The organism is Pseudomonas yangonensis (assembly GCF_009932725.1).
Lineage (GTDB): Bacteria > Pseudomonadota > Gammaproteobacteria > Pseudomonadales > Pseudomonadaceae > Aquipseudomonas > Aquipseudomonas yangonensis.
Genome location: NZ_BLJU01000003.1, coordinates 13,393 through 36,871 on the forward strand (window position 1 = coordinate 13,393; position 23,479 = coordinate 36,871).

General features: G+C 63.4%; 21 protein-coding genes. 9 read left to right on the forward strand and 12 right to left on the reverse strand.

Annotation, left to right across the window (positions count from 1 at the left end; all coding sequences use genetic code 11):
• Positions 1-92: 92 nt before the first annotated feature.
• The 6 genes from GYB81_RS05635 to GYB81_RS05660 form a co-directional block, all read right to left on the reverse strand.
• Positions 93-1,241 (reverse strand): aldose epimerase family protein, encoded by a 1,149-nt coding sequence (locus tag GYB81_RS05635; protein WP_161865700.1) that lies wholly within the window; start codon positions 1,239-1,241, stop codon positions 93-95.
• A 352-nt stretch (positions 1,242-1,593) separates the two neighbouring features.
• The gene (locus GYB81_RS05640) at positions 1,594-2,559 is read right to left on the reverse strand and encodes a CDP-6-deoxy-delta-3,4-glucoseen reductase (protein WP_161897753.1); all 966 of its coding nucleotides are present in this window, start codon (positions 2,557-2,559) and stop codon (positions 1,594-1,596) included.
• Positions 2,559-4,025 (reverse strand): 4-hydroxy-3-polyprenylbenzoate decarboxylase, encoded by a 1,467-nt coding sequence (gene ubiD, locus GYB81_RS05645; protein WP_161865698.1) that lies wholly within the window; start codon positions 4,023-4,025, stop codon positions 2,559-2,561. The genes GYB81_RS05640 and ubiD overlap by 1 nt, the downstream gene beginning before the upstream one ends.
• Positions 4,026-4,347: 322 nt before the next feature.
• Positions 4,348-5,607, reverse strand: a complete 1,260-nt coding sequence (gene rho, locus GYB81_RS05650; RefSeq protein ID WP_004373327.1) for a transcription termination factor Rho — start codon at positions 5,605-5,607, stop codon at positions 4,348-4,350.
• A 232-nt stretch (positions 5,608-5,839) separates the two neighbouring features.
• A complete protein-coding gene (gene trxA, locus GYB81_RS05655) occupies positions 5,840-6,166 on the reverse strand; it encodes a thioredoxin TrxA (RefSeq protein ID WP_004373332.1) in 327 nt (108 codons plus the stop codon).
• A 111-nt stretch (positions 6,167-6,277) separates the two neighbouring features.
• Positions 6,278-6,982, reverse strand: a complete 705-nt coding sequence (locus tag GYB81_RS05660) for a FadR/GntR family transcriptional regulator (RefSeq protein WP_161865697.1) — start codon at positions 6,980-6,982, stop codon at positions 6,278-6,280.
• Between the two features lie 285 nt (positions 6,983-7,267).
• Between GYB81_RS05660 and GYB81_RS05665 the strand changes: the two genes are divergently transcribed.
• The 6 genes from GYB81_RS05665 (at position 7,268) to ppx (ending at position 12,210) form a co-directional block, all read left to right on the forward strand.
• Positions 7,268-8,053 (forward strand): transporter substrate-binding domain-containing protein, encoded by a 786-nt coding sequence (locus GYB81_RS05665; RefSeq protein ID WP_161865696.1) that lies wholly within the window; start codon positions 7,268-7,270, stop codon positions 8,051-8,053.
• 20 nt (positions 8,054-8,073) lie between these two features.
• Positions 8,074-8,739, forward strand: a complete 666-nt coding sequence (locus GYB81_RS05670) for an amino acid ABC transporter permease (protein ID WP_161865695.1) — start codon at positions 8,074-8,076, stop codon at positions 8,737-8,739.
• Complete coding sequence (locus GYB81_RS05675) at positions 8,736-9,386, forward strand: amino acid ABC transporter permease (RefSeq protein WP_178101819.1); 651 nt, start codon at positions 8,736-8,738, stop codon at positions 9,384-9,386. The genes GYB81_RS05670 and GYB81_RS05675 overlap by 4 nt, the downstream gene beginning before the upstream one ends.
• Positions 9,373-10,104 carry an amino acid ABC transporter ATP-binding protein gene (locus tag GYB81_RS05680; protein ID WP_024306435.1) on the forward strand — a complete coding sequence of 244 codons (732 nt, stop codon included), beginning with the start codon at positions 9,373-9,375 and terminating at the stop codon, positions 10,102-10,104. The genes GYB81_RS05675 and GYB81_RS05680 overlap by 14 nt, the downstream gene beginning before the upstream one ends.
• On the forward strand, positions 10,101-10,622 hold the full coding sequence (locus GYB81_RS05685) for an ureidoglycolate lyase (protein WP_161865693.1): 522 nt from the start codon (positions 10,101-10,103) through the stop codon (positions 10,620-10,622). Before GYB81_RS05680 ends, GYB81_RS05685 begins: the two co-directional genes overlap by 4 nt.
• Positions 10,623-10,707: 85 nt before the next feature.
• Positions 10,708-12,210, forward strand: a complete 1,503-nt coding sequence (ppx, locus tag GYB81_RS05690; protein WP_161865692.1) for an exopolyphosphatase — start codon at positions 10,708-10,710, stop codon at positions 12,208-12,210.
• A 28-nt stretch (positions 12,211-12,238) separates the two neighbouring features.
• Here the strand turns inward: ppx and GYB81_RS05695 are convergent, their stop codons facing one another.
• The 3 genes from GYB81_RS05695 to GYB81_RS05705 form a co-directional block, all read right to left on the reverse strand.
• Complete coding sequence (locus GYB81_RS05695) at positions 12,239-13,120, reverse strand: alpha/beta hydrolase (protein ID WP_161865691.1); 882 nt, start codon at positions 13,118-13,120, stop codon at positions 12,239-12,241.
• The gene (locus GYB81_RS05700) at positions 13,110-13,409 is read right to left on the reverse strand and encodes a DUF2218 domain-containing protein (RefSeq protein ID WP_161865690.1); all 300 of its coding nucleotides are present in this window, start codon (positions 13,407-13,409) and stop codon (positions 13,110-13,112) included. Before GYB81_RS05700 ends, GYB81_RS05695 begins: the two co-directional genes overlap by 11 nt.
• Before the next feature lie 195 nt (positions 13,410-13,604).
• Complete coding sequence (locus tag GYB81_RS05705) at positions 13,605-15,809, reverse strand: TonB-dependent siderophore receptor (RefSeq protein ID WP_161865689.1); 2,205 nt, start codon at positions 15,807-15,809, stop codon at positions 13,605-13,607.
• 159 nt (positions 15,810-15,968) lie between these two features.
• Between GYB81_RS05705 and GYB81_RS05710 the strand changes: the two genes are divergently transcribed.
• Positions 15,969-16,937 carry a helix-turn-helix transcriptional regulator gene (locus tag GYB81_RS05710; RefSeq protein ID WP_161897754.1) on the forward strand — a complete coding sequence of 323 codons (969 nt, stop codon included), beginning with the start codon at positions 15,969-15,971 and terminating at the stop codon, positions 16,935-16,937.
• 403 nt (positions 16,938-17,340) lie between these two features.
• Here the strand turns inward: GYB81_RS05710 and ppk1 are convergent, their stop codons facing one another.
• Positions 17,341-19,524 carry a polyphosphate kinase 1 gene (gene ppk1, locus GYB81_RS05715; RefSeq protein WP_161865687.1) on the reverse strand — a complete coding sequence of 728 codons (2,184 nt, stop codon included), beginning with the start codon at positions 19,522-19,524 and terminating at the stop codon, positions 17,341-17,343.
• 19 nt (positions 19,525-19,543) lie between these two features.
• A complete protein-coding gene (hemB, locus tag GYB81_RS05720) occupies positions 19,544-20,557 on the reverse strand; it encodes a porphobilinogen synthase (RefSeq protein WP_161865686.1) in 1,014 nt (337 codons plus the stop codon).
• 213 nt (positions 20,558-20,770) lie between these two features.
• Between hemB and GYB81_RS05725 the strand changes: the two genes are divergently transcribed.
• Positions 20,771-21,325, forward strand: coding sequence for a DedA family protein (locus GYB81_RS05725; protein WP_024306431.1), 555 nt, complete (start codon positions 20,771-20,773; stop codon positions 21,323-21,325).
• Here the strand turns inward: GYB81_RS05725 and GYB81_RS05730 are convergent.
• Complete coding sequence (locus tag GYB81_RS05730) at positions 21,293-22,537, reverse strand: sterol desaturase family protein (RefSeq protein ID WP_161865685.1); 1,245 nt, start codon at positions 22,535-22,537, stop codon at positions 21,293-21,295. The genes GYB81_RS05725 and GYB81_RS05730 overlap by 33 nt on opposite strands.
• A gap of 175 nt (positions 22,538-22,712) precedes the next feature.
• Between GYB81_RS05730 and elbB the strand changes: the two genes are divergently transcribed.
• Positions 22,713-23,372 (forward strand): isoprenoid biosynthesis glyoxalase ElbB, encoded by a 660-nt coding sequence (gene elbB / locus GYB81_RS05735; protein WP_161865684.1) that lies wholly within the window; start codon positions 22,713-22,715, stop codon positions 23,370-23,372.
• Positions 23,373-23,479: the final 107 nt, after the last annotated feature.

Here is a 23,479-nt window from a genome sequence, read left to right on the forward strand (position 1 = left end):
CTCACGAGGTAAGGACAACAGGGCAGACTGATTGCGGCGTGGGCTGCACGGTCTGCCCCCGTTGAGACGCTACAAAAGCAGAAGTCGTGTCCTCAATCCGCCGAGAACTTGAACACGGTGTGCTGCGTATAGGTCTGCCCTGGGTCCAGTCGCGTAGAGGCGAAGCTCGGCTGGTTCGGTGCATCCGGGAAATGCTGGGTTTCCAGGGTGAAGGCGCTCCAGTGGAGGTAGGTTTTGCCGGCCTTGCCCTTTACCGAGCCATCCAGAAAGTTGCTGGTATAGAACTGCACCCCCGGCTCCGTGGTGTAGAGCTGCAGGCGGCGGCCTGATGCCGGATCGTGGACCTCCGCGGCCAGTTGCTTGATGTCGCCTTTGCCGTCCAGCGCCCAGTTGAAGTCGAAGCCGCCCTCTTTGGCTTCGGCATATTTGAGCTGTGGGTGGTCATCCCTGATGTGCCGGCCAATCGGCGTGGGCTGGGTAAAGTCCATGGGCGTGCCTTTCACCGGTGCCAGTTCGCCGGTGGGGATCAATGTGGCGTTGACCGGCGTGTAATGGCTGGCGTGCAAGGTTGCGACCTGGTTGAGAATGTCGCCATTACCCGCGCCCGCAAGATTGAAATAGCTGTGGTTGGTGAGATTGATCACCGTGGGCTTGTCGGTGGTGGCCTTATAGTCGATGTGCAGTTCGTTGTGGTCGTTGAGGCGGTAGGTGACTTCGGTTTTCAGGTTACCGGGAAACCCCATCTCACCATCTTCCGACAGGTAGGTCAGGGTGACGCCCACCGAGTCCTTGTCTTGAACCGGCTTGGCTTCCCACACTCGCTTGTCGAAGCCCTCGGCACCGCCGTGCAGCGCGTTGGGCCCATCGTTGAGCGGCACTTGGTAGCGCTTGCCATCGAGCTCGAAAGCCCCACCCGCCAGACGATTGCCGAAGCGGCCTATGGTCGCGCCGAAGAATGCCGTGCCGGCCTGGTAGCCCTGCACGTCGTCGAAACCCAGCACGATGTCATCGAGTTTGCCGTGCTTGTCCGGCACCTTCAACGACTGCAACACACCACCGTAGGTGATCACCGTGGCCTCCATGCCATGGCTGTTGCGCAGCACATACTGCTCGACGGGCGTGCCGTCATTGGTCTTGCCGAATGGTTTTTGCTCGCTGGTCAGTCCCGCAGCGTGAGTGCCCGTGCTGGCAAGTGCGAACGATAGGGCCAGGCCGGACAGCAGGTGACGAGAGTGCGTCATAGTCGAACTTCCTTTTATTGTTTTGCGGGGAGTCGCTCTACTGATGCGAAGGATGGCGGTACAGCCTGAAGGTGTCGCACTAACCAACCTGTTCGCAACAAATTGATACCGAACAAACAGGTTAGCTGTTAAAGGCGAATGCAGCGCAGACCGTTCGTCCCGAGCGGGACAACCTTTGCTAGGTGTGGTCGTGCTGAGGAGAAAAAGGGACAGACATCACCGGGCACGTGCCCTGACGGTGTTTGCAATAGGCCGAAAGGGCCGCCCGGACCGCAGGCTGCACAGGCCACGCCACGGGGCGGGCCTCCTACGAGAGGCGGCGTTGGCAGCCTGACCCGCTCATCACGGCCATTCAGCGCGGCGCGTAGGCGAATACGTCGGCACGCATCTGGTGGGCGTCCATCCCCGCCTCGACCAGCGCATCGAGCGTGGCGTAGACCATCGCCGGTGAGCCGCTGGCATAGACGTGCAGCATCTTGAGGCTGGGGAAATCCTCGCGCACCGCTTCGTGCAGCAGACCGCAACGGCCCTGCCAGCCACACTGGTCGCTGACCACCTGGTGCAGGTGCAGATTGTCCAGCTGCTGCCACTCGGCCCAATGCGGCAGCTCATAGAAATCCTCGGGCCGACGCGCGCCCCAGTACAGGTGTACCGGGTGGGCGAAACCGGCAGCGCGGCAGTGCTCGATCAGGCTGTGCATCTGGCCCATGCCGGTACCGGCGGCGATCAGCACCAGCGGGCCATCGGGCAGGTCGGCGAGGTGGGTATCGCCATAGGGCATTTGCACCCGGGCGATACCGGTCGAGCGCAGATGCTCCAGCAGGGCGATGCTGCTGCCCTCACGGGCGAGGATATGCAACTCCAGCTCGCGCCCGGCATGCGGCGCCGAGGCCAGGGAAAAAGCGGCCATCTCGCCATCGGGGCGCTGCAGCAGCAGATACTGCCCGGCGTGGTAGCGCGGCGCCTTGCCCGCAGGCGTACGCAGGCGCACACGGAACACATCACCACCCACCGCCTGGCACTCGATCACCTGGCAACTCAGCTCGCGTACCGGCAGCTCACCCGGCGCCAGCACCCCATCCCAGTGCAGCACGCAGTCTTCCAGCGGCTCGGCCAGGCAGGTGAACAGCTCGCCATGATCCAGTTCCGCCTCGTTCTGCCGCACCCGTCCCTCCACCAGCAGCGCGGCGCAGATATGGCAGTTGCCATTGCGGCAGCTCTGCGGGCAGTCATAGCCGAGGCGGCGGGCGCCATCGAGGATGCGCTCGCCCGGTTGCAGGGCAAGGGTGATGCCGGAGGGTTGCAGGGTGACGTTCATCAATCGATTCCCAGATCGCTCCACAGCGCGTCGACGCGCGCCACCACGGCCGGATCCTTCTCAATGGCGCGGCCCCATTCGCGGCTGGTCTCGCCCGGCCACTTGTGAGTGGCGTCCAGGCCCATCTTCGAGCCAAGGCCCGAGATCGGCGAAGCGAAGTCGAGGTAGTCGATCGGCGTGTTGTCGATCATCACCGTGTCGCGTTTGGGGTCCATGCGCGTGGTAATCGCCCAGATCACGTCATTCCAGTCCCGTGCGTTGATATCGTCGTCGGTGACGATAACGAACTTGGTGTACATGAACTGTCGCAGGAACGACCACACCCCGAGCATTACGCGCTTGGCGTGGCCCGGGTATTGCTTCTTCATGGTCACCACCGCCATGCGGTAGGAACAGCCTTCCGGCGGCAGGTAGAAGTCGGTGATCTCGGGGAACTGCTTCTGCAGGATCGGCACGAACACTTCGTTCAGCGCCACGCCGAGGATCGCCGGCTCATCTGGCGGCCGGCCGGTATAGGTGCTGTGGTAGATCGGGTCGCGGCGCCGGGTGATGCGCTCGACGGTGAACACCGGGAAGGTATCAACCTCGTTGTAGTAGCCGGTGTGGTCGCCGTAGGGGCCTTCCGGCGCGGTCTCGCCCGGATGGATCACGCCTTCCAGCACGATTTCGGCGCTGGCCGGCACCTGCAGATCACTGCCAACCGCCTTGATCAGCTCGGTGCGATGACCGCGCAAGAGGCCGGCGAAGGCGTACTCGGAAAGGGTATCGGGCACTGGCGTCACGGCGCCGAGAATGGTCGCGGGGTCCGCGCCGAGGGCAACGCAGACCGGATAAGGCTTGTCCGGGTGCTTCTGGCACCAGTCGCGGTAATCCAGCGCGCCGCCACGATGGCTGAGCCAGCGCATGATCACCTTGTTGCGGCCGATCACCTGCTGACGATAGATGCCGAGGTTCTGCCGCTCCTTGTTCGGGCCTTTGGTGATGGTCAGGCCCCAGGTGATCAGCGGCGCCACGTCGCCCGGCCAACAGTGCTGAATAGGCAGTTTGCCGAGGTCGACGTCATCGCCCTCCTCGATCACTTCATGGCAAGGCGCGTCCTTGACCACCTTGGGTGCCATGGAGATGACCTTCTTGAAGATCGGCAGCTTGCTCCAGGCGTCCTTGAGTCCCTTGGGCGGCTCCGGCTCCTTGAGAAAGGCCAGCAGCTTGCCGATCTCACGCAGCTCGGAGACGTCCTCCGCGCCCATCCCCAGGGCCACGCGCTTGGGCGTGCCGAACAGGTTGCCGAGTACCGGCACGTCGAAGCCGGTGGGCTTTTCGAACAGCAGCGCCGGCCCGCCCTTGCGCAGGGTGCGGTCGCAGATTTCGGTCATTTCCAGAATAGGCGAAACCGGGGTCTGGATACGCTTGAGTTCGCCGCGCTTTTCCAGTTCACGGATGAAGTCGCGCAGGTCGCGATACTGCATGCAGGAGCCTCGTGTCGGACAGGCAGGAGTCGGCCGCAAAGTTTAGCGCCGAAGTCGGGCTTTCAGAAGGCTTGAGAAGCCAGCAGAAACGACAAGGCCGGGTTTCCCCGGAATGCTGTTCACGTTAGAACGGTCAAGTGCGATCAGTCCCCTCGCCCCTTTGGGGAGAGGGTTAGGGAGAGGGGAAAACTGGCCGTTATGCGGTGTTTTCAGCCCTCTCCCCCAACCCCTCTCCCATAAATGGGAGAGGGGAGCCAAACGCGTACAACCTTAAGTGAACAACACTACGGGTTTCCCCGGCCTTGTGGCACAGCGCAACGTCTTACTTGCGCTTCATCGACAGGAAGAACTCGTCGTTCGTCTTGGTCGCTTTCAGCTTGTCGATCAGGAACTCGATGGCCGCGATCTCATCCATCGGGTGCAGCAGCTTGCGCAGAATCCACATGCGCGACAGCTCTTCCTCACCAGTCAGCAGCTCTTCGCGGCGGGTGCCGGACTTGTTGATGTTGATCGCCGGGAAGGTGCGCTTCTCGGCCACGCGGCGGTCGAGGATCAGCTCCATGTTGCCGGTGCCCTTGAATTCCTCGTAGATCACTTCGTCCATCTTCGAGCCGGTTTCGATCAGCGCGGTGGCGAGGATGGTCAGGCTGCCGCCTTCCTCAATGTTGCGCGCGGCGCCGAAGAAACGCTTGGGCTTCTCCAGGGCATGAGCATCGACACCACCGGTGAGGACCTTGCCGGAGCTGGGGATCACGGTGTTGTAGGCACGCGCCAGACGGGTGATGGAGTCGAGCAGGATGACCACGTCCTTCTTGTGCTCGACCAGGCGCTTGGCCTTCTCGATCACCATTTCGGCGACCTGCACGTGACGGGTCGGCGGCTCGTCGAAGGTAGAGGCGACCACTTCGCCGCGCACGGTGCGCTGCATCTCGGTCACTTCTTCCGGGCGCTCGTCGATCAGCAGAACGATCAGGTGCACTTCCGGGTTGTTACGCGTGATGTTCGAGGCGATGTTCTGCAGCATGATGGTCTTGCCCGCTTTCGGCGGAGCGACGATCAGGCCACGCTGGCCCTTGCCGATCGGTGCGCAGAGGTCGATCACGCGGCCGGTGATGTCCTCGGTGGAGCCGTTGCCGGCCTCCATGGTCAGACGCTTGTTCGGGAACAGCGGCGTCAGGTTCTCGAACAGGATCTTGTTCTTGGCGTTTTCCGGGCGGTCGAAGTTGATGCTGTCGACCTTGAGCAGGGCGAAGTAACGCTCGCCTTCCTTCGGCGGACGGATCTTGCCGACGATGGTGTCACCGGTACGCAGGTTGAAACGGCGGATCTGGCTGGGCGAGACGTAGATGTCGTCCGGGCCTGCCAGGTAGGAGGAGTCGGCGCTGCGCAGGAAGCCGAAACCGTCCTGGAGGATCTCCAGCACGCCGTCACCGGAAATTTCCTCGCCGCTTTTGGCATGCTTTTTCAGCAGGGCGAAGATGATGTCCTGCTTGCGCGAACGGGCCATGTTTTCCAGGCCCATCTGTTCGGCCATGTCCAGCAGTTCGGCAATCGGCTTTTGCTTGAGTTCGGTCAGATTCATAGGAATGACGTGATCATCGAGAGGAGAAGAAAGCTGTTAGCTTGAGAAGCCGCGCCGCAGAGAAGGCGACAGGATCGCGAACGAATTCGTATTGGAATGAATCGGCGACGGCATGCAGAGAGCTGCATAGGGGATGCAGCGAGGCCGAATTTAACACCGTGAAAAAACAGCGTCTAGCCCTGAAAACGAAAAAACCCCGCAACATAGCGGGGTTTCTCCAATGCGGCGAGGTTCAGATGTTGCTGTCGAGGAAAGCCGCCAGTTGCGACTTGGACAGGGCGCCGACCTTGGTCGCTTCGACATTGCCGTTCTTGAACAGCATCAGAGTCGGGATACCCCGTACGCCATACTTCGGCGGGGTTTCCTGGTTTTCGTCGATGTTCAGCTTGCAGATCTTCAGCTTGCCCTGATAGTCCTTGGCGATCTCGTCGAGCACCGGCGCGATCATCTTGCACGGACCGCACCATTCAGCCCAGTAGTCGACCAGAACCGGACCCTCAGCCTGGATGACGTCCTGGTCGAAGCTGGCGTCGCTGACGTTGGTGATGAATTCGCTCATGAGGGGTCTCCGTATATTCGGAAGCAAAAAAGTGGCGCCATCATAGCCCGCCTTCGGTAGTACCGGAAGGCGCCGACGATTGAGCCTTTCAATAGGCTGCCACTATAAGCCTCAATCGCCCAGTGTGGCGAATGCGATGCCGGTGCGCAGCGCGGCGGCGCGGATGTGCTGCTGCATGGCCTTTTGTGCCGGGCCGGCGGCGTGTCTGACCAGAGCCTTGAGTATCTTGCGGTGCTCGTGCCAGGTCTCCATAGCCCGCTCCGGTCGGATGAACGGCAGCTTCTGGCTTTCCAGGAAGATGTCGGCGCTGGAGGTCACCAGGGCGAACATCGCCTGGTTGCCGCTGGCAGCGAGAATGCGCTGGTGGAACTCGAAGTCCAGGCGCGTCGCCTGCGCGAAATCACCGGCGCGAAGCTCACGGCGCATCTGTTCGACGTTGTCTTCGAGAATGTCCAGCTCCTCGGCGGTCATCACCCCGGCTGCCAGGCCACAGGCGAATCCCTCCAGAGCGAAGCGCAACTGAAAGGTATCGGCGGCCGACACCTGCGCGGCGAACGGCCAGACGAAACCGCCAGCCCCCTCCACTTTCGGCGCCTGCTGGACGAACACGCCCTTGCCGGCCTGCACACTGACCAGGCCCAGCGCGCTGAGCGATGACAACGCCTCGCGCAGCGAGGCACGGCTGACGCCCAGGCGCTCGGCCAGATCGCGCTGCGAGGGCAGTGCATCACCGGGGCGATAGCCCTCCTCCTCGATCAGGCGGCGGATGGCCTGCAGGGCGTATTCGGGTACCGCGCGGGGAGCGGAAGCATTCATTGCTGTTCGGGCCGGCCAGTCCAGTGGAGCTGCCTTTGTAAGGCCGGAAGACGGCTTCAGGCAAGCGACGCCCCCTTGTGGAACAGCCCAACAGCGTAACGCACCGAGATGGCACAGAAAGATCTCTGCCATCTGGTCAGCAACGCCAACTGTTCAGACCAGTAAGACCTTATTCTCACTAGCCTGCGGCGATGAAAGCCTCGATTTCATTGAATCTGGCACAGGCGATGCACTGCCCCAATGAGGCAAACGCTTGGCTTTTCCTTCATTGATCGGGAGTACGACATGCGCAAATTTCACCGCACCCTACTAGGTACCCTGTTCGCCGCCCTGGCCTTTGGCGCCAGTAGCGCTCACGCCGATGCACTCGATGACATCAGCAAGGCGGGCGTACTGAAAGTCGCCGTACCACAGGACTTCCCGCCCTTCGGTTCGGTCGGGCCGGACATGAAACCACGCGGCCTGGATATTGATACCGCGCAATTGCTGGCCGACAAGCTGGCGGTGAAACTGGAGCTGACCCCGGTCAACAGCACCAACCGCATCCCCTTCCTCACCACCGGCAAGGTCGATCTGGTGATTTCCAGCCTGGGCAAGAACCCCGAGCGCGAAGCGGTGATCGACTTTTCGGCGCCCTATGCGCCCTTCTATCTCGGCGTGTTCGGCCCTGAAGACGCAGCCGTCTCCAGCCTCGAAGACCTGAATGGCAAGACCATCAGCGTCACCCGCGGCTCCATCGAAGACATCGAACTGAGCAACGTCGCTCCGAAAGGCGCCACCATCAAGCGCTTCGAGGACAACAACTCGACCATCGCCGCCTACCTGTCCGGCCAGGTCGAGCTGATCGCCAGCGGCAACGTGGTGATGGTGGCCATCTCCGAGAAGAACCCCAAGCGTGTGCCGAACATGAAGCTCAAGCTCAAGGATTCGCCGGTTTACGTTGGCGTGAACAAGAACCAGGCCGCGCTGCGGGACAAGGTCAACGCCATCATCACCGACGCCAAGGCCGATGGCAGCCTCGAGGCACTGAGCCAGAAGTGGCTGAAGCAACCGCTGCCGGCCGACCTCTGAGCCGCGCGGGGAACTGAGCCATGGCGTACCAGTTCGATTTCGCCGCCGTCCTGCAGCACAGCGACCTGCTGCTGCAGGGCGCGGCCTTCACCCTCGCGCTGACGGCGATCGGCACCCTGCTGGGGGTCGGTCTCGGCATCGTCGGGGCGATACTGCGCGCCTGGCGCATCCGCCCGTTCGACCGGATTTTTGGCGTCTATGTGGAGCTGATCCGCAACACGCCGTTCATCGTTCAGCTGTTCTTCATCTTCTTCGGCCTACCCTCGCTCGGCGTACGCCTGAGCGAGTGGGAAGCGGCGGTGCTGGCCATGGTGATCAACCTCGGCGCCTACTCCACGGAGATCATCCGCGCCGGCATCCAGGCCATACCGCACGGCCAGCTCGAAGCCGCCAGCGCACTGGCCATGAGCCGCTTCGAGACCTTCCGCCATGTGGTACTGCGCCCGGCACTGGGCAAGGTGTGGCCGGCGCTGTCGAGCCAGATCATCATCGTCATGCTCGGTTCGGCGGTGTGCTCGCAGATCTCCACCGAGGAGCTGTCGTTCGCCGCCAACTTCATCCAGTCGCGCAATTTCCGCGCCTTCGAGACCTACCTGCTGACCACGGCGCTGTATCTGGTCATGGCCATCCTGGTTCGCCAACTGCTGGCCTGGATTGGCCGCCGCTTCATCATGGGGGCTCGCTGATGGACTTCACCCTCTGGGACATCCTGCGCAATCTGCTCACCGGCCTGCAGTGGACGCTGCTGCTGTCGCTGGTGGCCTTCGTCTGTGGCGGCATCACCGGCCTGCTGGTGTTGCTGGCGCGACTGTCGCCACTGTCGGCGCCGCGCATGCTCGCCCGCGGCTATATCGAACTGTTCCAGGGCACGCCGTTGCTGATGCAGCTGTTCCTGGTGTTCTTCGGCATCGCCCTGCTCGGGGTGGACGTGTCGCCCTGGCTGGCTGCGGCCACTGCGCTGACGCTGTTCACCAGCGCCTTTCTCGCCGAAATCTGGCGTGGTTGTGTCGAGTCGATCAGCCGTGGCCAGTGGGAGGCGTCCGAAAGCCTGGCCATGAGCCGCCTGGAAACCCTGCGCCACGTGGTGCTGCCGCAGGCGCTGCGCATCGCCGTGGCACCCACCGTCGGGTTCTCGGTGCAGGTGGTCAAGGGCACTGCGGTGACCTCGATCATCGGTTTCACCGAGCTGACCAAGACCGGCAGCATGCTGGCCAACGCCACCTTCGAGCCGTTCATGGTCTACGGCTTCGTCGCCCTCGGTTACTTCCTGCTCTGCTACCCGCTCTCGCTCGCTGCATACCGCCTGGAAAGGAGGCTGAATGTCACTGCTTAACGTCACCGCCCTGCACAAGTATTACGGCGACAACCATGTGCTCAAGGGCATCGACCTCAAGGTCGAGGAAGGCGAAGTGGTCGCCATCATCGGCCGCAGCGGCTCGGGCAAGAGCACCTTCCTGCGTACCCTCAACGGCCTGGAATCGATCAACGACGGCGTCATCGAAGTCGACGGCGAGTACATCGACGCCGCCCGCGCCGACCTGCGCAGCCTGCGGCAGAAAGTCGGCATGGTGTTCCAGCAGTTCAACCTGTTCCCACACCTGACCGTCGGCGAGAACGTCATGCTGGCGCCGCAGGTGGTGAAGAAAACCCCGCGCGCCGAAGCCGAGAAGATCGCCCGGCAGATGCTCGAGCGCGTCGGCCTGGCGGAGAAGTTCGACGCCTACCCCGAGCGCCTGTCCGGCGGCCAGCAGCAGCGCGTGGCCATTGCCCGCGCCCTGGCCATGTCGCCCAAGGTGTTGCTGTGCGACGAGATCACCTCGGCGCTCGACCCCGAACTGGTCAACGAGGTATTGGCGGTGGTCAAGCAACTGGCCAGCGAGGGCATGACCCTGATCATGGTCACCCATGAGATGCGCTTCGCCCGCGAAGTCGGCGACAAGCTGGTATTCATGCACCAGGGCAAGGTGCACGAGATCGGCGATCCGAAAGCCTTGTTTGCCGCCCCGCAGACCGAGGAACTGCGCAACTTCATCGGCTCGGTGAACCTGTGAACGCGCCAGCGCCCCTGCCGCTGCGCATCGAGCCGCTGACCCGCGAAGCCTTCGCGCCCTTCGGCGACGTGATCGAAACAGCCGGCGCCACAGCCTTCCCGATCAATGCCGGCACCACCACCCGCTACCACGACCTGGTGCAGGTGGAGCTGGCCGGCGAATCGCCCAGAACCCTGGTGAATATCTTCGAGGGCAAGGCCTGGCACGCGCCCATCGAAATCCGCATGCTCGAGCGTCATCCGCTTGGCAGCCAGGCTTTCTATCCGGTGGACGGCGGACGCATGCTGATCGTCGTCGCCCCGCCCGGCGAGCTGGACGAGTCGAAAATACGCGCCTTCATCAGCGCGCCGGACCAGGGCGTGAACTACGCGCGTGGCACTTGGCACCACCCGCTGTTATGCCTGCAGCATCCCGGCCGCTTCCTCGTGGTGGACCGTGGCGGCGAGGACCACAACTGCGACGAGCAGGTGCTGAAACAGCCCCGCAATGCGCTGGAGCTGCGATTACCACAGGTCTAGACATGTTTGCTGCGACATCCGTATGCGTTGGCTCATGCGCTCAGTCGTGGCAGGATGCGCGGAAATCGAACGAGATGCCGCAATCATGCCCCAAGCCCATGCCGAGAGTTTTCCCCTGATCGCCGCCATCGACCTGGGCTCGAACAGCTTCCATATGGTGCTGGCCAAGGCCGACAATCACGAAATCCGCATCCTCGAGCGCATCGGCGACAAGGTTCAGCTGGCAGCAGGCCTGGATGACGAGCGCCAGCTCAGCGAGGAGGCGATGCAGCGCGGCCTGGATTGCCTGCGCCGCTTCGCCCAGTTCACCAACAGCCTGCCGGAAGGCGCCGTGCGCATCGTCGGCACCAACGCCCTGCGTGAAGCGCGCAACCGTGCGGTGTTCATCCGCCGTGCCGAGGAGATTCTCGGCCATCAGGTCGAGGTGATTTCCGGCCGCGAGGAAGCGCGCCTGATCTACCTCGGCGTTTCCCACAGCATCGCCGATACCCCCGGCAAGCGCCTGGTCGCCGACATAGGTGGCGGCAGTACCGAGTTCATCATCGGCCAGCGTTTCGAGCCGCTGCTGCGCGAAAGCCTGCAGATGGGCTGCGTCAGTTTCACCCAGCGCTACTTCAAGGACGGCAAGATCACCCCGGCGCGATATGCCCAGGCCTACACTGCCGCCCGTCTGGAACTGATGGGCATCGAACAGGGGCTGCGCCGTCTCGGCTGGGAGGATGCCGTGGGCGCCTCCGGCACCATCAAGGCCATCGGCCTGGCGAGCAAGGCCGCCGGCCTGGGCAACGGCGAGGTCACGGTCGAAGGTCTGGCATGGCTCAAGCGCAAGCTGTTCAAACTCGGCGAGGTGGAGAAGATCGACCTCGATGGCATCAAGCCGGACCGCCGCAGCATCTTCCCTGCGGGTCTGGCAATTCTCGAAGCCATCTTCGATGCCTGCGAGATTCAGCGCATGAGCCACTCCGAAGGCGCGCTGCGCGAGGGCGTGCTCTATGACCTGATGGGCCGTCATCAGCACGAGGACGTCCGCGAGCGCACCCTGGCGGCGTTCATGGAACGCTACCATGTCGATACCGACCAGGCCGCCCGGGTCGAGGCCAAGGCGCTGTCGGCACTGGACAAGGTCGCCAGCGACTGGGGGTTGACCGACATCTGGCACCGCGAACTGCTGAGCTGGGGCGCCAGGGTGCACGAGGTGGGCCTGGACATCGCTCACTACCAGTACCACAAGCATGGCGCTTACCTGATCGAGCACTCGGACCTGGCCGGCTTCTCGCGCCAGGATCAGCAGATGCTCGCGCTGCTGGTGCGCGGCCATCGCCGCAACATCCCCAAGGACAAGTTCGCCGACTTCGGCGAGGAAGGCGTCAAACTGATGCGCCTGTGCGTGCTGCTGCGCTTCGCCATCCTGTTCCATCACATCCGCGGTACGCAGGATATGCCACAGGTGCAGTTCAAGGCCGGCGACGACAGTCTGGAGATCGTCTTCCCCGAAGGCTGGCTGGCGGCCAACCCGCTGACCCAGGCGGATTTCGAGGCCGAGGCCGAGTGGCTCAAGCGCATCGACCTGACCCTGAGCGTGCGCTGATCCAGCGCCACGCGAAACGGCCCGAGGCCTAGCGGCGCAAGGCGAAGTCCAGCACCTGCAGACTGCTGGCGAAGGCGTTGCCGGCATGATCCTGGCCGGGTGTCAGCAGCAATTGTGCATTTACGCCCAGCGCGCCGAGGCGCTGCTGAAATTCCCGGGCGTTGTCGACCATGCGCCGCTCGAGCAGATGGCGCTGTCGCTCATTCAGCCGCTGCGTATCGGCTGCCGGTTGCTCGGCGGTGCCGACGCTGAGCATCAGACGAACATCTGGACGTGACTGCAAGCCGGCGAACGTCTGCAGCAGATCGAAGGCATGGCGCTGGTTCCACCACAACGAGGGGCTGGCAGCCACGTAACGCTGGAACGCCTGTGGCCGTGACAGCAGGGTGTAGAGCGTGAACAGGCCGCCGTAGGAGTGGCCGAACAGGGTCTGGCGCCGTGCATCGACCCTGTAGCGTGACGCCACCAGGGGTTTGACCTCTTCCTCGAGGAAATCCAGAAAACGCTCGGCGCCGCCCAGGCGGTCGTGGCTGTCGCTCAGGTTTGCTGCTGGCGGCGTGTAGTCCTCGGCGCGCGCCGCGAGATCGAAAGGTGCGGCACCGGGGTAACCGATGCCAACCACCAGCACCGCCTGCCGCCCATCACGCGCGGCATGCGGCGTATACATCAGCGCCTGTTGCGCCAGCAGCGGGAAGAACAGCTCGGCATCGAGCACATAGACCACCGGGTAACCCTGCGGCGGCGCCTCGCCTTGCGGTTTCGACAGATACAGCCGATAGCTGCGCCCGGTATGCCGCGACTGCAGGTCACGCATCTCGGCCTGCACCAGCGTCGCCGGCTGCCAGGTTTCGGCAGCCACGGCGAGCGACGAGCACAGCGCAAGGACGAACAGGGCAACGCTAGCTCTCATCGCCGGCCTCTTCGCCCCAGACGATCGCCAGGCCTTCCTTACGCGCGAAGCGCACCAGATGATCGTCGAGGACGAAGCGAATGCGCTCGGCAGCCACGGCATCTTCGGCCTGGCAGTCGAAATGCAGCGCATCGGCTTCGGCCCGCATCCGGCAGCGGCCGGAGGGAAACTGCGCATCGGCGGTGCGCTCATCGAACTCCACAGCGATCTTGTGACGAAAGTGCTTGCACAGCTTGGTCATGTATAGCGACGCCGAGGCGGTGGTCGCGGTACCTTCAAATCTAATCATGCAGAAGGCTCATCAGGTCGTGGCGGGTGAACCCGCTGTTATCAGGATTGGAGATACCCTGGGGTGGCTGACGCTTTTTCCAGCCACCTTCAGGTGAGTCAAGCGGTGGACGGGCAAAGCGTCGTCCACCCTACGTCCGCGTACTTCACTCGTAGGGTGGATGACGCTGCTTTCATCCACCATTGGGTAAGGGTTTCAGAAGCTGGTGCTGATGCTGGCGTAGAAGGTGCGCCCCGGTTCGTTGTAGGTGTAGGCGCCGGCCTCGCGGCTATTGCCCTCGCGGTACAGGCGCTTGTCGAACAGGTTGCTGATGCCGGCACCGACGCTCCAGTTCTTGTCGATGGCATAGTTGCCGCCGATACCGACCAGGGCATAGGGCGAGATTTCACGGCGCGCATCGCCAGTCAGCTCGTTGCCTTTGTAGTCGTATTTGCCGGGTGTCTGCCGGCCATACCAGGTCACGCTGGTCTGCAACGACAGCGGCTCGCTCACCTGCCAGTCGAGCGTCGAGTTGACGGTGAACTCGGGGATGATCGACAAGGGCTCACCAGTCTCCTTGTTCTTCGATTGCAGCATCCAGGTGAAGTTGGTGTTCCAGCTCAGGCGGTCGGCCAGCGGCATCTTCAGGTTGCCCTCGAAGCCTTCGACCACCGCCCGCGGAATGTTGACCCACTGGAACACGTCCACCCGGCGGTTGGCGCCCATGATGCTGGCGGTGATATTGGCCACCGGCGTGCGGCCGGCCTCGACCTTGTCGCGGTAGTCATTGCGGAACCAGGTCAGGCTGGCGTGGTAGTCGCCGGATTCGAACTCCAGGCCCAGTTCCTTGTTGATGCTGGTTTCGGCGTCCAGCTGGTCATTGCCGACCATGAAGCAGCCGACGCCCACCGTGCCCCAGCAGCCGATGCCGTTGCTGTACAGCGCGTAGGACGGGTTGCTCTGGTACAGGTTGGGCACCTTGTAGGCGCGGGCGATACCGGCCTTGAGGCTGAAGTGCTGGTCCAGCCGGTGGGACAGGTTAAGCGACGGGCTCCAGTTGCTGCCGCTGACGCTGTTGTGGTCGTAACGCAGCCCCGGGGTCAGGATGGTGCCGGGCGCCAGTTCGATGTTGTCCTCGATGAACAGCGACGCGGTGCGCATCGCGACGGAGCCGTTGAAAGCGTCCGTGTAGCCGATGTTCTGGACCAGCGCGAGGTCGGAGACGCCGTCATCCATGCGCTGCTCGTTCCACTCGGCGCCCAGAGTCAGCACCTGCTCGAACAGGGCCGACAGCGGCAGGCTGACTTCACTGTGTGCAGTCAGGCTTTCCAGCTCGATGGTGCCGAACTCGTTGCCGTTGATCGCACCTTCAGGCCCACCGGCCAGGCCTTCCTTGAGGCGGTTGTTGCGCGTGCGCTCGTACTGCAGATAGTTCAGTGTGCTGCCGAAGTCCCAGTCGCCGTGGTGAGTGATGGCGTAGGTATTGCGCAGCATGCGGTTGGTTTCACGGCCGATCCAGCTGTCGCGCGCAGCATTGACCACCGGACTGCTGCTGAGGTTGTTCATGCTGTCGCCGGTGTAGATGTTGCCCTGGCGGCTGAAACCGGCCTGCAGGTCGATGCTCTGCGACTCGTCCAGGCGCCAGCTGAGCGTGCCATCAATATCGCGGTTGCGTACACCTTCGCGCCCCGCCAGCGCGGCGTTGGTGGCACTGACGGCGCGGCCTTCGTTGATGTCCTGATCGTCCGAGTCGGTCTTGTTCAGGTTGCCGTATATGCGGTAGGAAAGGCTCTCCGCCAGCGGGCCGCTGAGGCCGAAGTTGAAACGGCGGGTGGCGCCCTCCTCGCTGTGCTGCGGCATGTTGGCGTACAGGCTGAGGTTGCCGTGATGCTCCAGGCCGGCCTGCTTGGTGATGATGTTGACCACGCCGCCTGCGGCACCGCTGCCATAGCGGGCAGCAGCCGGGCCGCGCAGCACTTCGATGCGCTCGATCTGCTCGGCTGGCACCCAGTTGGTATCGCCGCGGGTATCACGGTCACCGCGCCAGCCATAGCGCACGGCATTGCGCGAACTCACCGGCTTGCCATCGATCAGGATCAGGGTGTTCTCCGGGCCCATGCCGCGGATATCGATCTGGCGATTGTTGCCGCGCGCGCCCGATCCGCTGTTGCCGGTCAGGTTGACGCCCGGCTGCTTGCGGATGATCTCGGCGATGTCGTTCGCCGGCGGCGCCTTCTGGATATCCTCGGCGGTGATCACCGATACGCCGAGTGCCTGCTTGAGCTCCTCCTGCGCGGTGCCAAGCACCTCGGTGGATTGCAGTTGCAGCGGCTCCTCGGCAGCCGCTGCCAACGCCGGCGCAGCCAGCAACATGGCGATGGCCAAGGGTTTGAACGAATGATGACGCGCTTGCAGGTACATGCCCCCTCCCCGATGTGCGCGGCATGATGCCGGCACAACATCCAATGCGAATGATTTGCATCAATAAATGGCGAGGCGTAGTCTGCCACCCTGTTTGTAACAAGAGGTTTGTGTGCAGGGATTTGTTCTTTGCGCCAGAGGCATGCAGAGGTGTCATCGATGACCAGCCACGCCCCCATCGTCCGCGCCGCCGAGTTGGCAGACCTGGCCGATGAGCGCATCCGCCTGGTGGATGGCGGGACCGCGCGTGATCGCCTGTTCCAGGGGCACCTGAGCTGGCGCCGGCTGCGCAGCGGCCTGTCGTTGCACTGCTCGGACTGCCAGGAGTTGCAGGACTTCGCCACCCAGACCGAAGCGCGCCCGCACCTGAATTTCATCCTCTTTCTGCAGGGGCGCAGCGAGGTCAGCTACGACGGCCGACCCTTCACCTTCGGTGCATCCGGCACTGCTGGCGAGGGGGTGACCATCGCGCTCAACGAGCCGATGCTCTTCGCCCGTCGCGCGCGCCGCGGCCAGCGCATCCGCAAGGTCTCGGTGAGCCTGGCGTCGGAGTGGTTCGAATCCAGCGGCTTCGATGGCCAGGCGCAGCTCAAGACGTTGCTGCAGGGTAATTACCGACCACTCAATGTGATGCGCTGGCAACCGTCACCGCGCCTGCTGACGCTGGCCGAACAGGTGCTGCACCCTGGCTGCGACAATCGCCTGCTGGAAAATCTCTACCTGGAAAGCCGCGCCCTGGAGATCGCCGGTGAAGCGCTGAGCCTGCTGACCCGGCAACCGCTCAACGCCACGCCGAACCTACGCCCACAGGAATACCAGCGCATTCGCCGTACCCTGGAACTGCTGCACAGCGGCGAGGCCGATGGCTGGTCACTGGAAGATATCGCCCATGAGGTCGGCTGCTGCGCCAGCACCCTGCAGCGCCAGTTCCAGGCGGCGAAGGGCACCTCGCTGTTCGAGTATCAGCGCCAGCGCAAGCTGCAACAGGCACGCGAGGCGTTGGAGCGGCAGGGCGTAAGCGTCGGACAGGCCGCCTGGATCGCCGGCTACAGCAGCGCCGCCAATTTCTCCACGGCATTCAAGCGCGCCTTCGGTATCAGCCCGAAGCAGGTGCGGGCAAGGTTGTAGGGAAGGCGTAGCCCGGATGCAATCCGGGAAAGGCGAAGGGCAAGGTTCTGCCGGTTTTCCCTGTGCCCGGAGAGGTAAGGGGCTGCGGCCGCACATCGATGTAGGGGGCAGCGCACCCTACGAAACATGCGGCCGGGCTGCTTTCTCCCCTCTCCCGCTTGCGGGAGAGGGGCCGGGGGAGAGGGCTAGCGATTTAGCCCTCAACGGCGCAGGAGCAGTTATCCAAACTATCGCACGCGGCCTTCCCAGCCCTCTCCCGGCCTGATCGCCAGCGATCAGGCGCTCATCGGCGTAACAGACAGAGCAAAACTATGGCACGCGGCCTTTTTCGCCCTCTCCCGCCCTTCGGGCACCCTCTCCCGCAAGCGGGAGAGGGTCATCAGAGGGCTGCAAGCAGCCGCTTTTAACGAGCGACGACGACCGGGGCTGTGAGCTTTTCCAACAAGCCGGACTGCGCGCTACGCGGGTTCTGGTTGCCGGTGGGCTGCTGACGCACATAGCGACCGTCGGACTGCAGCACCCAGGCCTGGGTGTTGTCGGTCAGGTAGCTTTCCAGCTCCTTCTTCACCCGGGTGATGAGCTTCTTGCCCTCTACCGGGAAGCAGGTTTCCACGCGTTTGTCGAGGTTGCGCTCCATCCAGTCGGCGCTGGACAGATAGATCTTCTCGTCGCCGCCGTTGAGGAAGTAGAACACCCGCGTGTGTTCGAGGAAGCGGCCGATGATCGAACGCACCTGGATATTGTGCGACACCCCGGCGATGCCCGGACGCAGGCAGCACATGCCGCGCACCACCAGATCGATCTTCACCCCGGTCTGGCTGGCCTTGTACAGCGCACGAATGACCTTGGCATCGGTCAGCGAGTTGAACTTGGCGATGATCTGCGCCGGCTTGCCCTCGGCGGCTGCAGCGGTCTCCTTGGCGATCAGATCGAGCAGCGTCTTCTTCAGGGTGAAGGGCGCATGCAGCAGCTTCTTCATGCGCAGGGTCTTGCCCATGCCGATCAGCTGGCTGAACAGCTTGGCCACGTCCTCGCCGAGCGCCACATCGGCGGTGAGCAGGCTGTAGTCGGTGTACAGCTTGGCGTTGCCGGCATGGTAGTTGCCGGTGCCGAGGTGGGCGTAGCGGACGATCTCGCCGTTCTCGCGGCGCAGGATCAGCATCATCTTGGCGTGGGTCTTGAAGCCCACCACGCCGTAGATCACCACCGCACCGGCAGCCTGCAGGCGGCTGGCCAGTTGCAGGTTGGACTCTTCGTCGAAGCGCGCACGCAGTTCGATCACCGCGGTGACTTCCTTGCCGTTTCGCGCCGCTTCCACCAACGCGTCGACGATCTCCGAGTTGGCCCCGGAGCGATACAGGGTCTGCTTGATCGCCAGCACGTGCGGGTCTTTCGCCGCCTGGCGCAGCAGGTCGACCACGGGCGTGAAGGACTCGAAGGGGTGCAGCAGGAGGATGTCCTGCTTGCTGACCACGTTGAAGATGTTCTCCGAGTTCTGCAGCAGCTTGGGGATCACCGGGGTGAACGGCGCGTACTGCAGATCCGGATGGTTATCCAGGCCGGTGATGCTGAACAGGCGGGTCAGGTTGACCGGGCCATTGACCTGGTACAGCTCGCTCTCGGTCAGGCCGAACTGCTTGAGCAGGTGGTCACGCAGGTGTTTCGGGCAGGTGTCGACCACCTCCAGGCGCACGGCATCGCCGTAGCGACGGCTGAACAGTTCGCCACGCAGGGCACGCGCCAGGTCCTCGACGTCCTCGGTATCCACCGACAGGTCGGCATTTCGGGTCAGGCGGAACTGATAGCAGCCCTTGACCTTCATGCCCTGGAACAGGTCATCGGCGTGGGCGTGGATCATCGACGAGAGGAACACGTAGTTGTCGCCGGGGCCGCCGACTTCCTCGGGCACGCGGATGATCCGCGGCAGCAGGCGCGGCGCCGGGATGATGGCCAGACCGGAATCGCGGCCGAAGGCATCGATGCCCTCGAGCTCGACGATGAAGTTCAGGCTCTTGTTCACCAGCAGCGGGAAGGGGTGCGTCGGGTCGAGACCGATGGGGGTGATGATCGGCGCGATCTCGTCGCGGAAATAGCGGCGCACCCAGGTCTTGAGCTTGGTGGTCCAGAACCGCCGGCGGATGAAGTTGATGTTGTGCTTGGCCAGCGCCGGGAACAGGGTGTCGTTGAGAATGGCGTACTGCCGCTCGACCTGCTCGTGCACCAGCTCACTGATGCGCGCCAGCGCCTGGTGCGGCTGCAGGCCATCGGCGCCGGCCTGTTCACGGGCGAAGTTGATCTGCTTCTTCAGGCCAGCGACGCGGATCTCGAAGAACTCGTCGAGGTTGCTGGAGAAGATCAGCAGGAACTTCAGACGTTCGAGCAACGGATAGGACTCGTCCAGCGCCTGCTCCAGCACCCGGATATTGAACTGCAGCTGCGACAATTCACGGTGGATGTACAGGCTGCTGTCATCCAGGCTGGGAATCGGGGCCGGCGGCGGGGTTTCCACCGCTGGCGTCTCGGCGACCACCTCGGCCTGAGGCGGGTTGTTGTCGAGCACTTCGCTGTTGAGTCCTTCGCTGTTCATCGCTGAGTTCCTGAGGGCGTCATCGCCCTTGTTTTAGCAGTTCTGCCGCCCGTACGGCGAAATAGGTGAGGATGCCATCGGCACCGGCACGTTTGAAGGCGGTGAGCGACTCCAGTATGACCGCCTCGCTGAGCCAGCCGTTCTGGATCGCGGCCATGTGCATGGCGTACTCACCACTGACCTGATAGACGAATGTCGGCACCTTGTAGGCATCCTTCACCCGCCAGAGGATGTCCAGGTAGGGCATGCCGGGCTTGACCATGACCATGTCGGCGCCTTCGGCCAGATCGGCCGCCACTTCATGCAGCGCCTCGTTGCCGTTGGCCGGGTCCATCTGATAGCCGAGCTTGTTGCCCTTGCCAAGGTTGGCCGCCGAGCCCACCGCATCGCGGAACGGGCCGTAGTAGGCGCTGGCATACTTGGCCGAGTAGGCCATGATGCGCACGTTGACGTGCTCGGCCAGCTCCAGCGCCTCGCGAATCGCCTGCACACGGCCGTCCATCATGTCCGACGGCGCCACCACCTGCGCACCGGCCTCGGCATGCGACAGCGCCTGCTTGACCAGCGCATCGACGGTGATGTCGTTCTGCACGTAGCCGGACTCGTCAAGGATGCCGTCCTGACCGTGAGTGGTGAAGGGGTCCAGAGCGACGTCGCTGATCACCCCGAGCTCGGGAAATTTCGCCCGCAGGGCACGGATCGCGCGCTGGGCGATGCCGTCCGGGTTCCAGGCTTCCGCGCCATCGAGGGATTTCTTCTCCAGCGGAGTGACCGGGAACAGCGCCAGCGCCGGAATGCCCAGCTCGACCCAGTGCTCGGCTTCCTTGAGCAGCAGATCGATGGACAGACGCTCGACGCCCGGCATCGACGGCACGGCTTCGCGGCGGTTTTCGCCTTCGAGAACGAACACCGGCAGGATCAGGTCATCGACGCTCAGGCGATGCTCGCGCACCAAGCGACGGGAAAAGTCGTCACGACGGTTGCGACGCAGACGGGTGGCAGGGAACAGACGATTGGCGGGGGTAACGCTCACGGCAGACTCCAGAGCCCGCACGGGCGGGCCAGTGTGACGGTTATAAGCGGGCATTATGACCAAATGATGACAACCGCATGACGCAATGCGACTGCGGGTCGCAGCCAGGGCGGCGGCAATGCCACGAAACCTGGCCATTGTGGCATGACGCGCCACCTTCCGGGTTCCTCGCGGTCAGAGTAGTCTTCAGCACCCCTTCATCGAGCGCACGGCATGCTCCAAGATCTGATCCGCCAGTTCGGCTATCCGGCACTGGTACTGGGCACCTTCCTAGAGGGTGAGGTATCCCTGCTGCTGGCGGCCTACATGGCCGTGCGCAACGTGCTGGAGATCGAATGGGTGGCGCTGTGCGCCTTCCTCGGCACATTCGCCAGCGATCAGCTGTGGTACTACCTCGGCCGTCGTCATGGCCGCGCGCTGCTGGCACGCAAACCACGCTGGCAACCGCTGGGCGAACGTGCCAGCGCGCTGATCAAGCGTTATCCGGACCTGTGGGTGCTGTGTTTTCGCTTCCTCTACGGCCTGCGCACGGTGATGCCGCTGACCATCGGCCTGTCCGGCTATTCCTGGCGCCGTTATCTGCTGCTCGACGCCATCGGTGCCGGCGTCTGGGCCGGCGGCATCAGCCTGCTGGCCTACAGCCTGGGCAATGCCATGGGCGGTTTGCTGGAAGAGTTGCGCAACTACCAGGTCATCCTGCTGGCCGCTGTGGTGCTGCTACTGTCCCTCGCCTGGCTAAACCGGTGGCGTCAGCGCCGGCGCGGCTGAACCGCGCGCCAGCCAGATGCCGAGCAGGCTGGCCAGGCTGTATGCGACAAGCCAGGTCCAGGCCCTGGCATCCAACGTCAGCATGCCCAGTTCACCGGCCAGCCAGAAAGCCGGCAGGTTGCTCACCAGGCGCAGGCACTCCATCTGCCAGGCATTGCTGCGGTTTTCCAGCCACAGGCCGATGCTGTACAGGCCCAGCGCCATCCACAGGCAGGCCAGCAGCACCGCACCGATCGAAAGGGCATCGCCCTGTGCCAGCAGCCATACGCCGGCCAGCAGATAGAAGACGAACTGCAACAGCGCGTAGACCTGCGCGCCACGCCCAAGCGGCACCTCGAACTTGCGGAAGTTGCTCAGGTCCGCCTTGGCCTGCGGATAGCGCGCAGCCACGTCGGCCGGGCGCCAACCGGTGGGCATGAACCAGATGCGCAGGCGGTCCCACCAGGAGCTGGCGCGCCTGGCATCGCTCCACAGCCCGGCGTAGACCTGCAAATTGGCCCACAGCGGATTCCAGCTGGCCAGCGGCACGGTCACGCCGAAGATCACCGGTTCCTCGTCCAGCTCCTCCTGAAAGGTGCCAAAAAGCCGGTCCCATACAATGAACACACCGCCGTAATTGCGATCCATGTAGATAGGATTCTGCGCATGGTGCACGCGGTGATTGGACGGTGTGATGAACAGCCACTCGAACCAGCCCAGCTTGGGGATGTGGCGGGTATGCACCCAGAACTGATAGAGCAGGTTGAGGGCGGCGACGGTGAGGAACACCAGTGGTGGTACACCGACCACGGCCATCGGCAGGTAGAAGATCCAGCCGAAGATGAAACCGGTACTGGTCTGGCGCAAGGCGGTGGAGAGGTTGTAGTCCTCGCTCTGGTGATGCACCGCATGCGCGGCCCAGAGCACGTTGCGCTCATGGCCCAGGCGGTGGTTCCAGTAATAGCAGAAGTCATAGAAGACGAAGGCAAAAACCCAGACCCAGAAACTGCCTTCGGAGAGTTCGAAGAGCGCCAGCTGCTCCCAGGCGAAGGCATATGTAAGCAGACCGACCACCTTGGTGAGAATACCGGTGGCCTGCGACAGCACGCCGGCACTGAGGCTGTTGAGCGCATCGGCCAGGCGATAGGTGCGCATGCCGCGCCAGCGCTCAGCGAGCAGCTCCAGGCCGATCAGCAGGAAGAAGAAGGGCACCGCGTAGAGAACGTAATTCATGACCGCGCCATATCGTTGTACTTGTGTCGGGAATGAGCTGATATTCATCCTATGCGCAGCTTCGCCAGGCTTCGCGGCGGCAAGTGACAGCACGAGTGGCATTTGGCGACAACCTTAGAATCAGTAACACCCGCGCCCGCATCAAGGTCGCGTCTTTCCTCACCAGGAGTCGAGCATGAGCAAGAAAGTGGCAGTGATTCTGTCCGGCTGTGGCGTCTACGATGGCGCCGAGATCCATGAAAGCGTGATTACCCTGTTGCGCCTCGACCAGCGTGGCGCCGAGGTCCAGTGTTTCGCACCCAACGTGCCGCAGTTGCACGTGGTCGATCACTACAGCGGCGACGAGATGGACGAGACGCGCAATGTGCTGGTGGAGTCGGCGCGTATCGCCCGCGGCCAGATCAAGGACGTCAAGCAGCTGCACGCCGCCGAGTTCGACGCGCTGATCATGCCTGGCGGTTTCGGCGTGGCGAAGAACCTTTCCGACTTCGCCACCAATGGCGCCGGCTGCACGGTGCAACCGGACGTGCTGGCCGCGTGCAAGGCCTTCGTCGATGCCGGCAAGCCGGTCGGCCTGATGTGCATCGCGCCGGCACTGGCGGCGAAGATCTTCGGCGCTGGCGTGGTATGCACCATCGGCAGCGATCACGACACCGCCGCGGCCCTGACCCAGATGGGCGCCGAGCACCATGAGTGCGAGGTCAGCGAGATCGTCGAGGATGAGCAACGCAAACTGGTGACCACCCCCGCCTACATGCTCGCCAAATCCATCGCCGAGGCGGCATCGGGCATCAACAAGATGGTCGACCGCGTGCTGGAGCTGACGCACCACTGAGAGGGCGCCTGAGGCAGGAGCGGAGTCATCCGCGAAGCTGGCTGGCGTCATGCCAGGCACATCGCGAATGAATTCGCTCCTACAATAGCCACACGACACGCCGATCC

Coding starts and splice junctions, on each gene's coding strand:
- GYB81_RS05660 (WP_161865697.1), bottom strand. CDS start 6,982: ATGAATGCTTCCGCTCCCCGCGCGGTACCCGAATACGCCCTGCAGGCC.
- GYB81_RS05640 (WP_161897753.1), bottom strand. CDS start 2,559: ATGAACGTCACCCTGCAACCCTCCGGCATCACCCTTGCCCTGCAACCG.
- rho (WP_004373327.1), bottom strand. CDS start 5,607: ATGAATCTGACCGAACTCAAGCAAAAGCCGATTGCCGAACTGCTGGAC.
- ppx (WP_161865692.1), top strand. CDS start 10,708: ATGCCCCAAGCCCATGCCGAGAGTTTTCCCCTGATCGCCGCCATCGAC.
- GYB81_RS05705 (WP_161865689.1), bottom strand. CDS start 15,809: ATGTACCTGCAAGCGCGTCATCATTCGTTCAAACCCTTGGCCATCGCC.
- GYB81_RS05665 (WP_161865696.1), top strand. CDS start 7,268: ATGCGCAAATTTCACCGCACCCTACTAGGTACCCTGTTCGCCGCCCTG.
- GYB81_RS05670 (WP_161865695.1), top strand. CDS start 8,074: ATGGCGTACCAGTTCGATTTCGCCGCCGTCCTGCAGCACAGCGACCTG.
- elbB (WP_161865684.1), top strand. CDS start 22,713: ATGAGCAAGAAAGTGGCAGTGATTCTGTCCGGCTGTGGCGTCTACGAT.
- GYB81_RS05695 (WP_161865691.1), bottom strand. CDS start 13,120: ATGAGAGCTAGCGTTGCCCTGTTCGTCCTTGCGCTGTGCTCGTCGCTC.
- GYB81_RS05700 (WP_161865690.1), bottom strand. CDS start 13,409: ATGATTAGATTTGAAGGTACCGCGACCACCGCCTCGGCGTCGCTATAC.
- ppk1 (WP_161865687.1), bottom strand. CDS start 19,524: ATGAACAGCGAAGGACTCAACAGCGAAGTGCTCGACAACAACCCGCCT.
- GYB81_RS05710 (WP_161897754.1), top strand. CDS start 15,969: ATGACCAGCCACGCCCCCATCGTCCGCGCCGCCGAGTTGGCAGACCTG.
- GYB81_RS05725 (WP_024306431.1), top strand. CDS start 20,771: ATGCTCCAAGATCTGATCCGCCAGTTCGGCTATCCGGCACTGGTACTG.
- GYB81_RS05730 (WP_161865685.1), bottom strand. CDS start 22,537: ATGAATTACGTTCTCTACGCGGTGCCCTTCTTCTTCCTGCTGATCGGC.
- ubiD (WP_161865698.1), bottom strand. CDS start 4,025: ATGCAGTATCGCGACCTGCGCGACTTCATCCGTGAACTGGAAAAGCGC.
- trxA (WP_004373332.1), bottom strand. CDS start 6,166: ATGAGCGAATTCATCACCAACGTCAGCGACGCCAGCTTCGACCAGGAC.
- GYB81_RS05635 (WP_161865700.1), bottom strand. CDS start 1,241: ATGACGCACTCTCGTCACCTGCTGTCCGGCCTGGCCCTATCGTTCGCA.
- GYB81_RS05680 (WP_024306435.1), top strand. CDS start 9,373: ATGTCACTGCTTAACGTCACCGCCCTGCACAAGTATTACGGCGACAAC.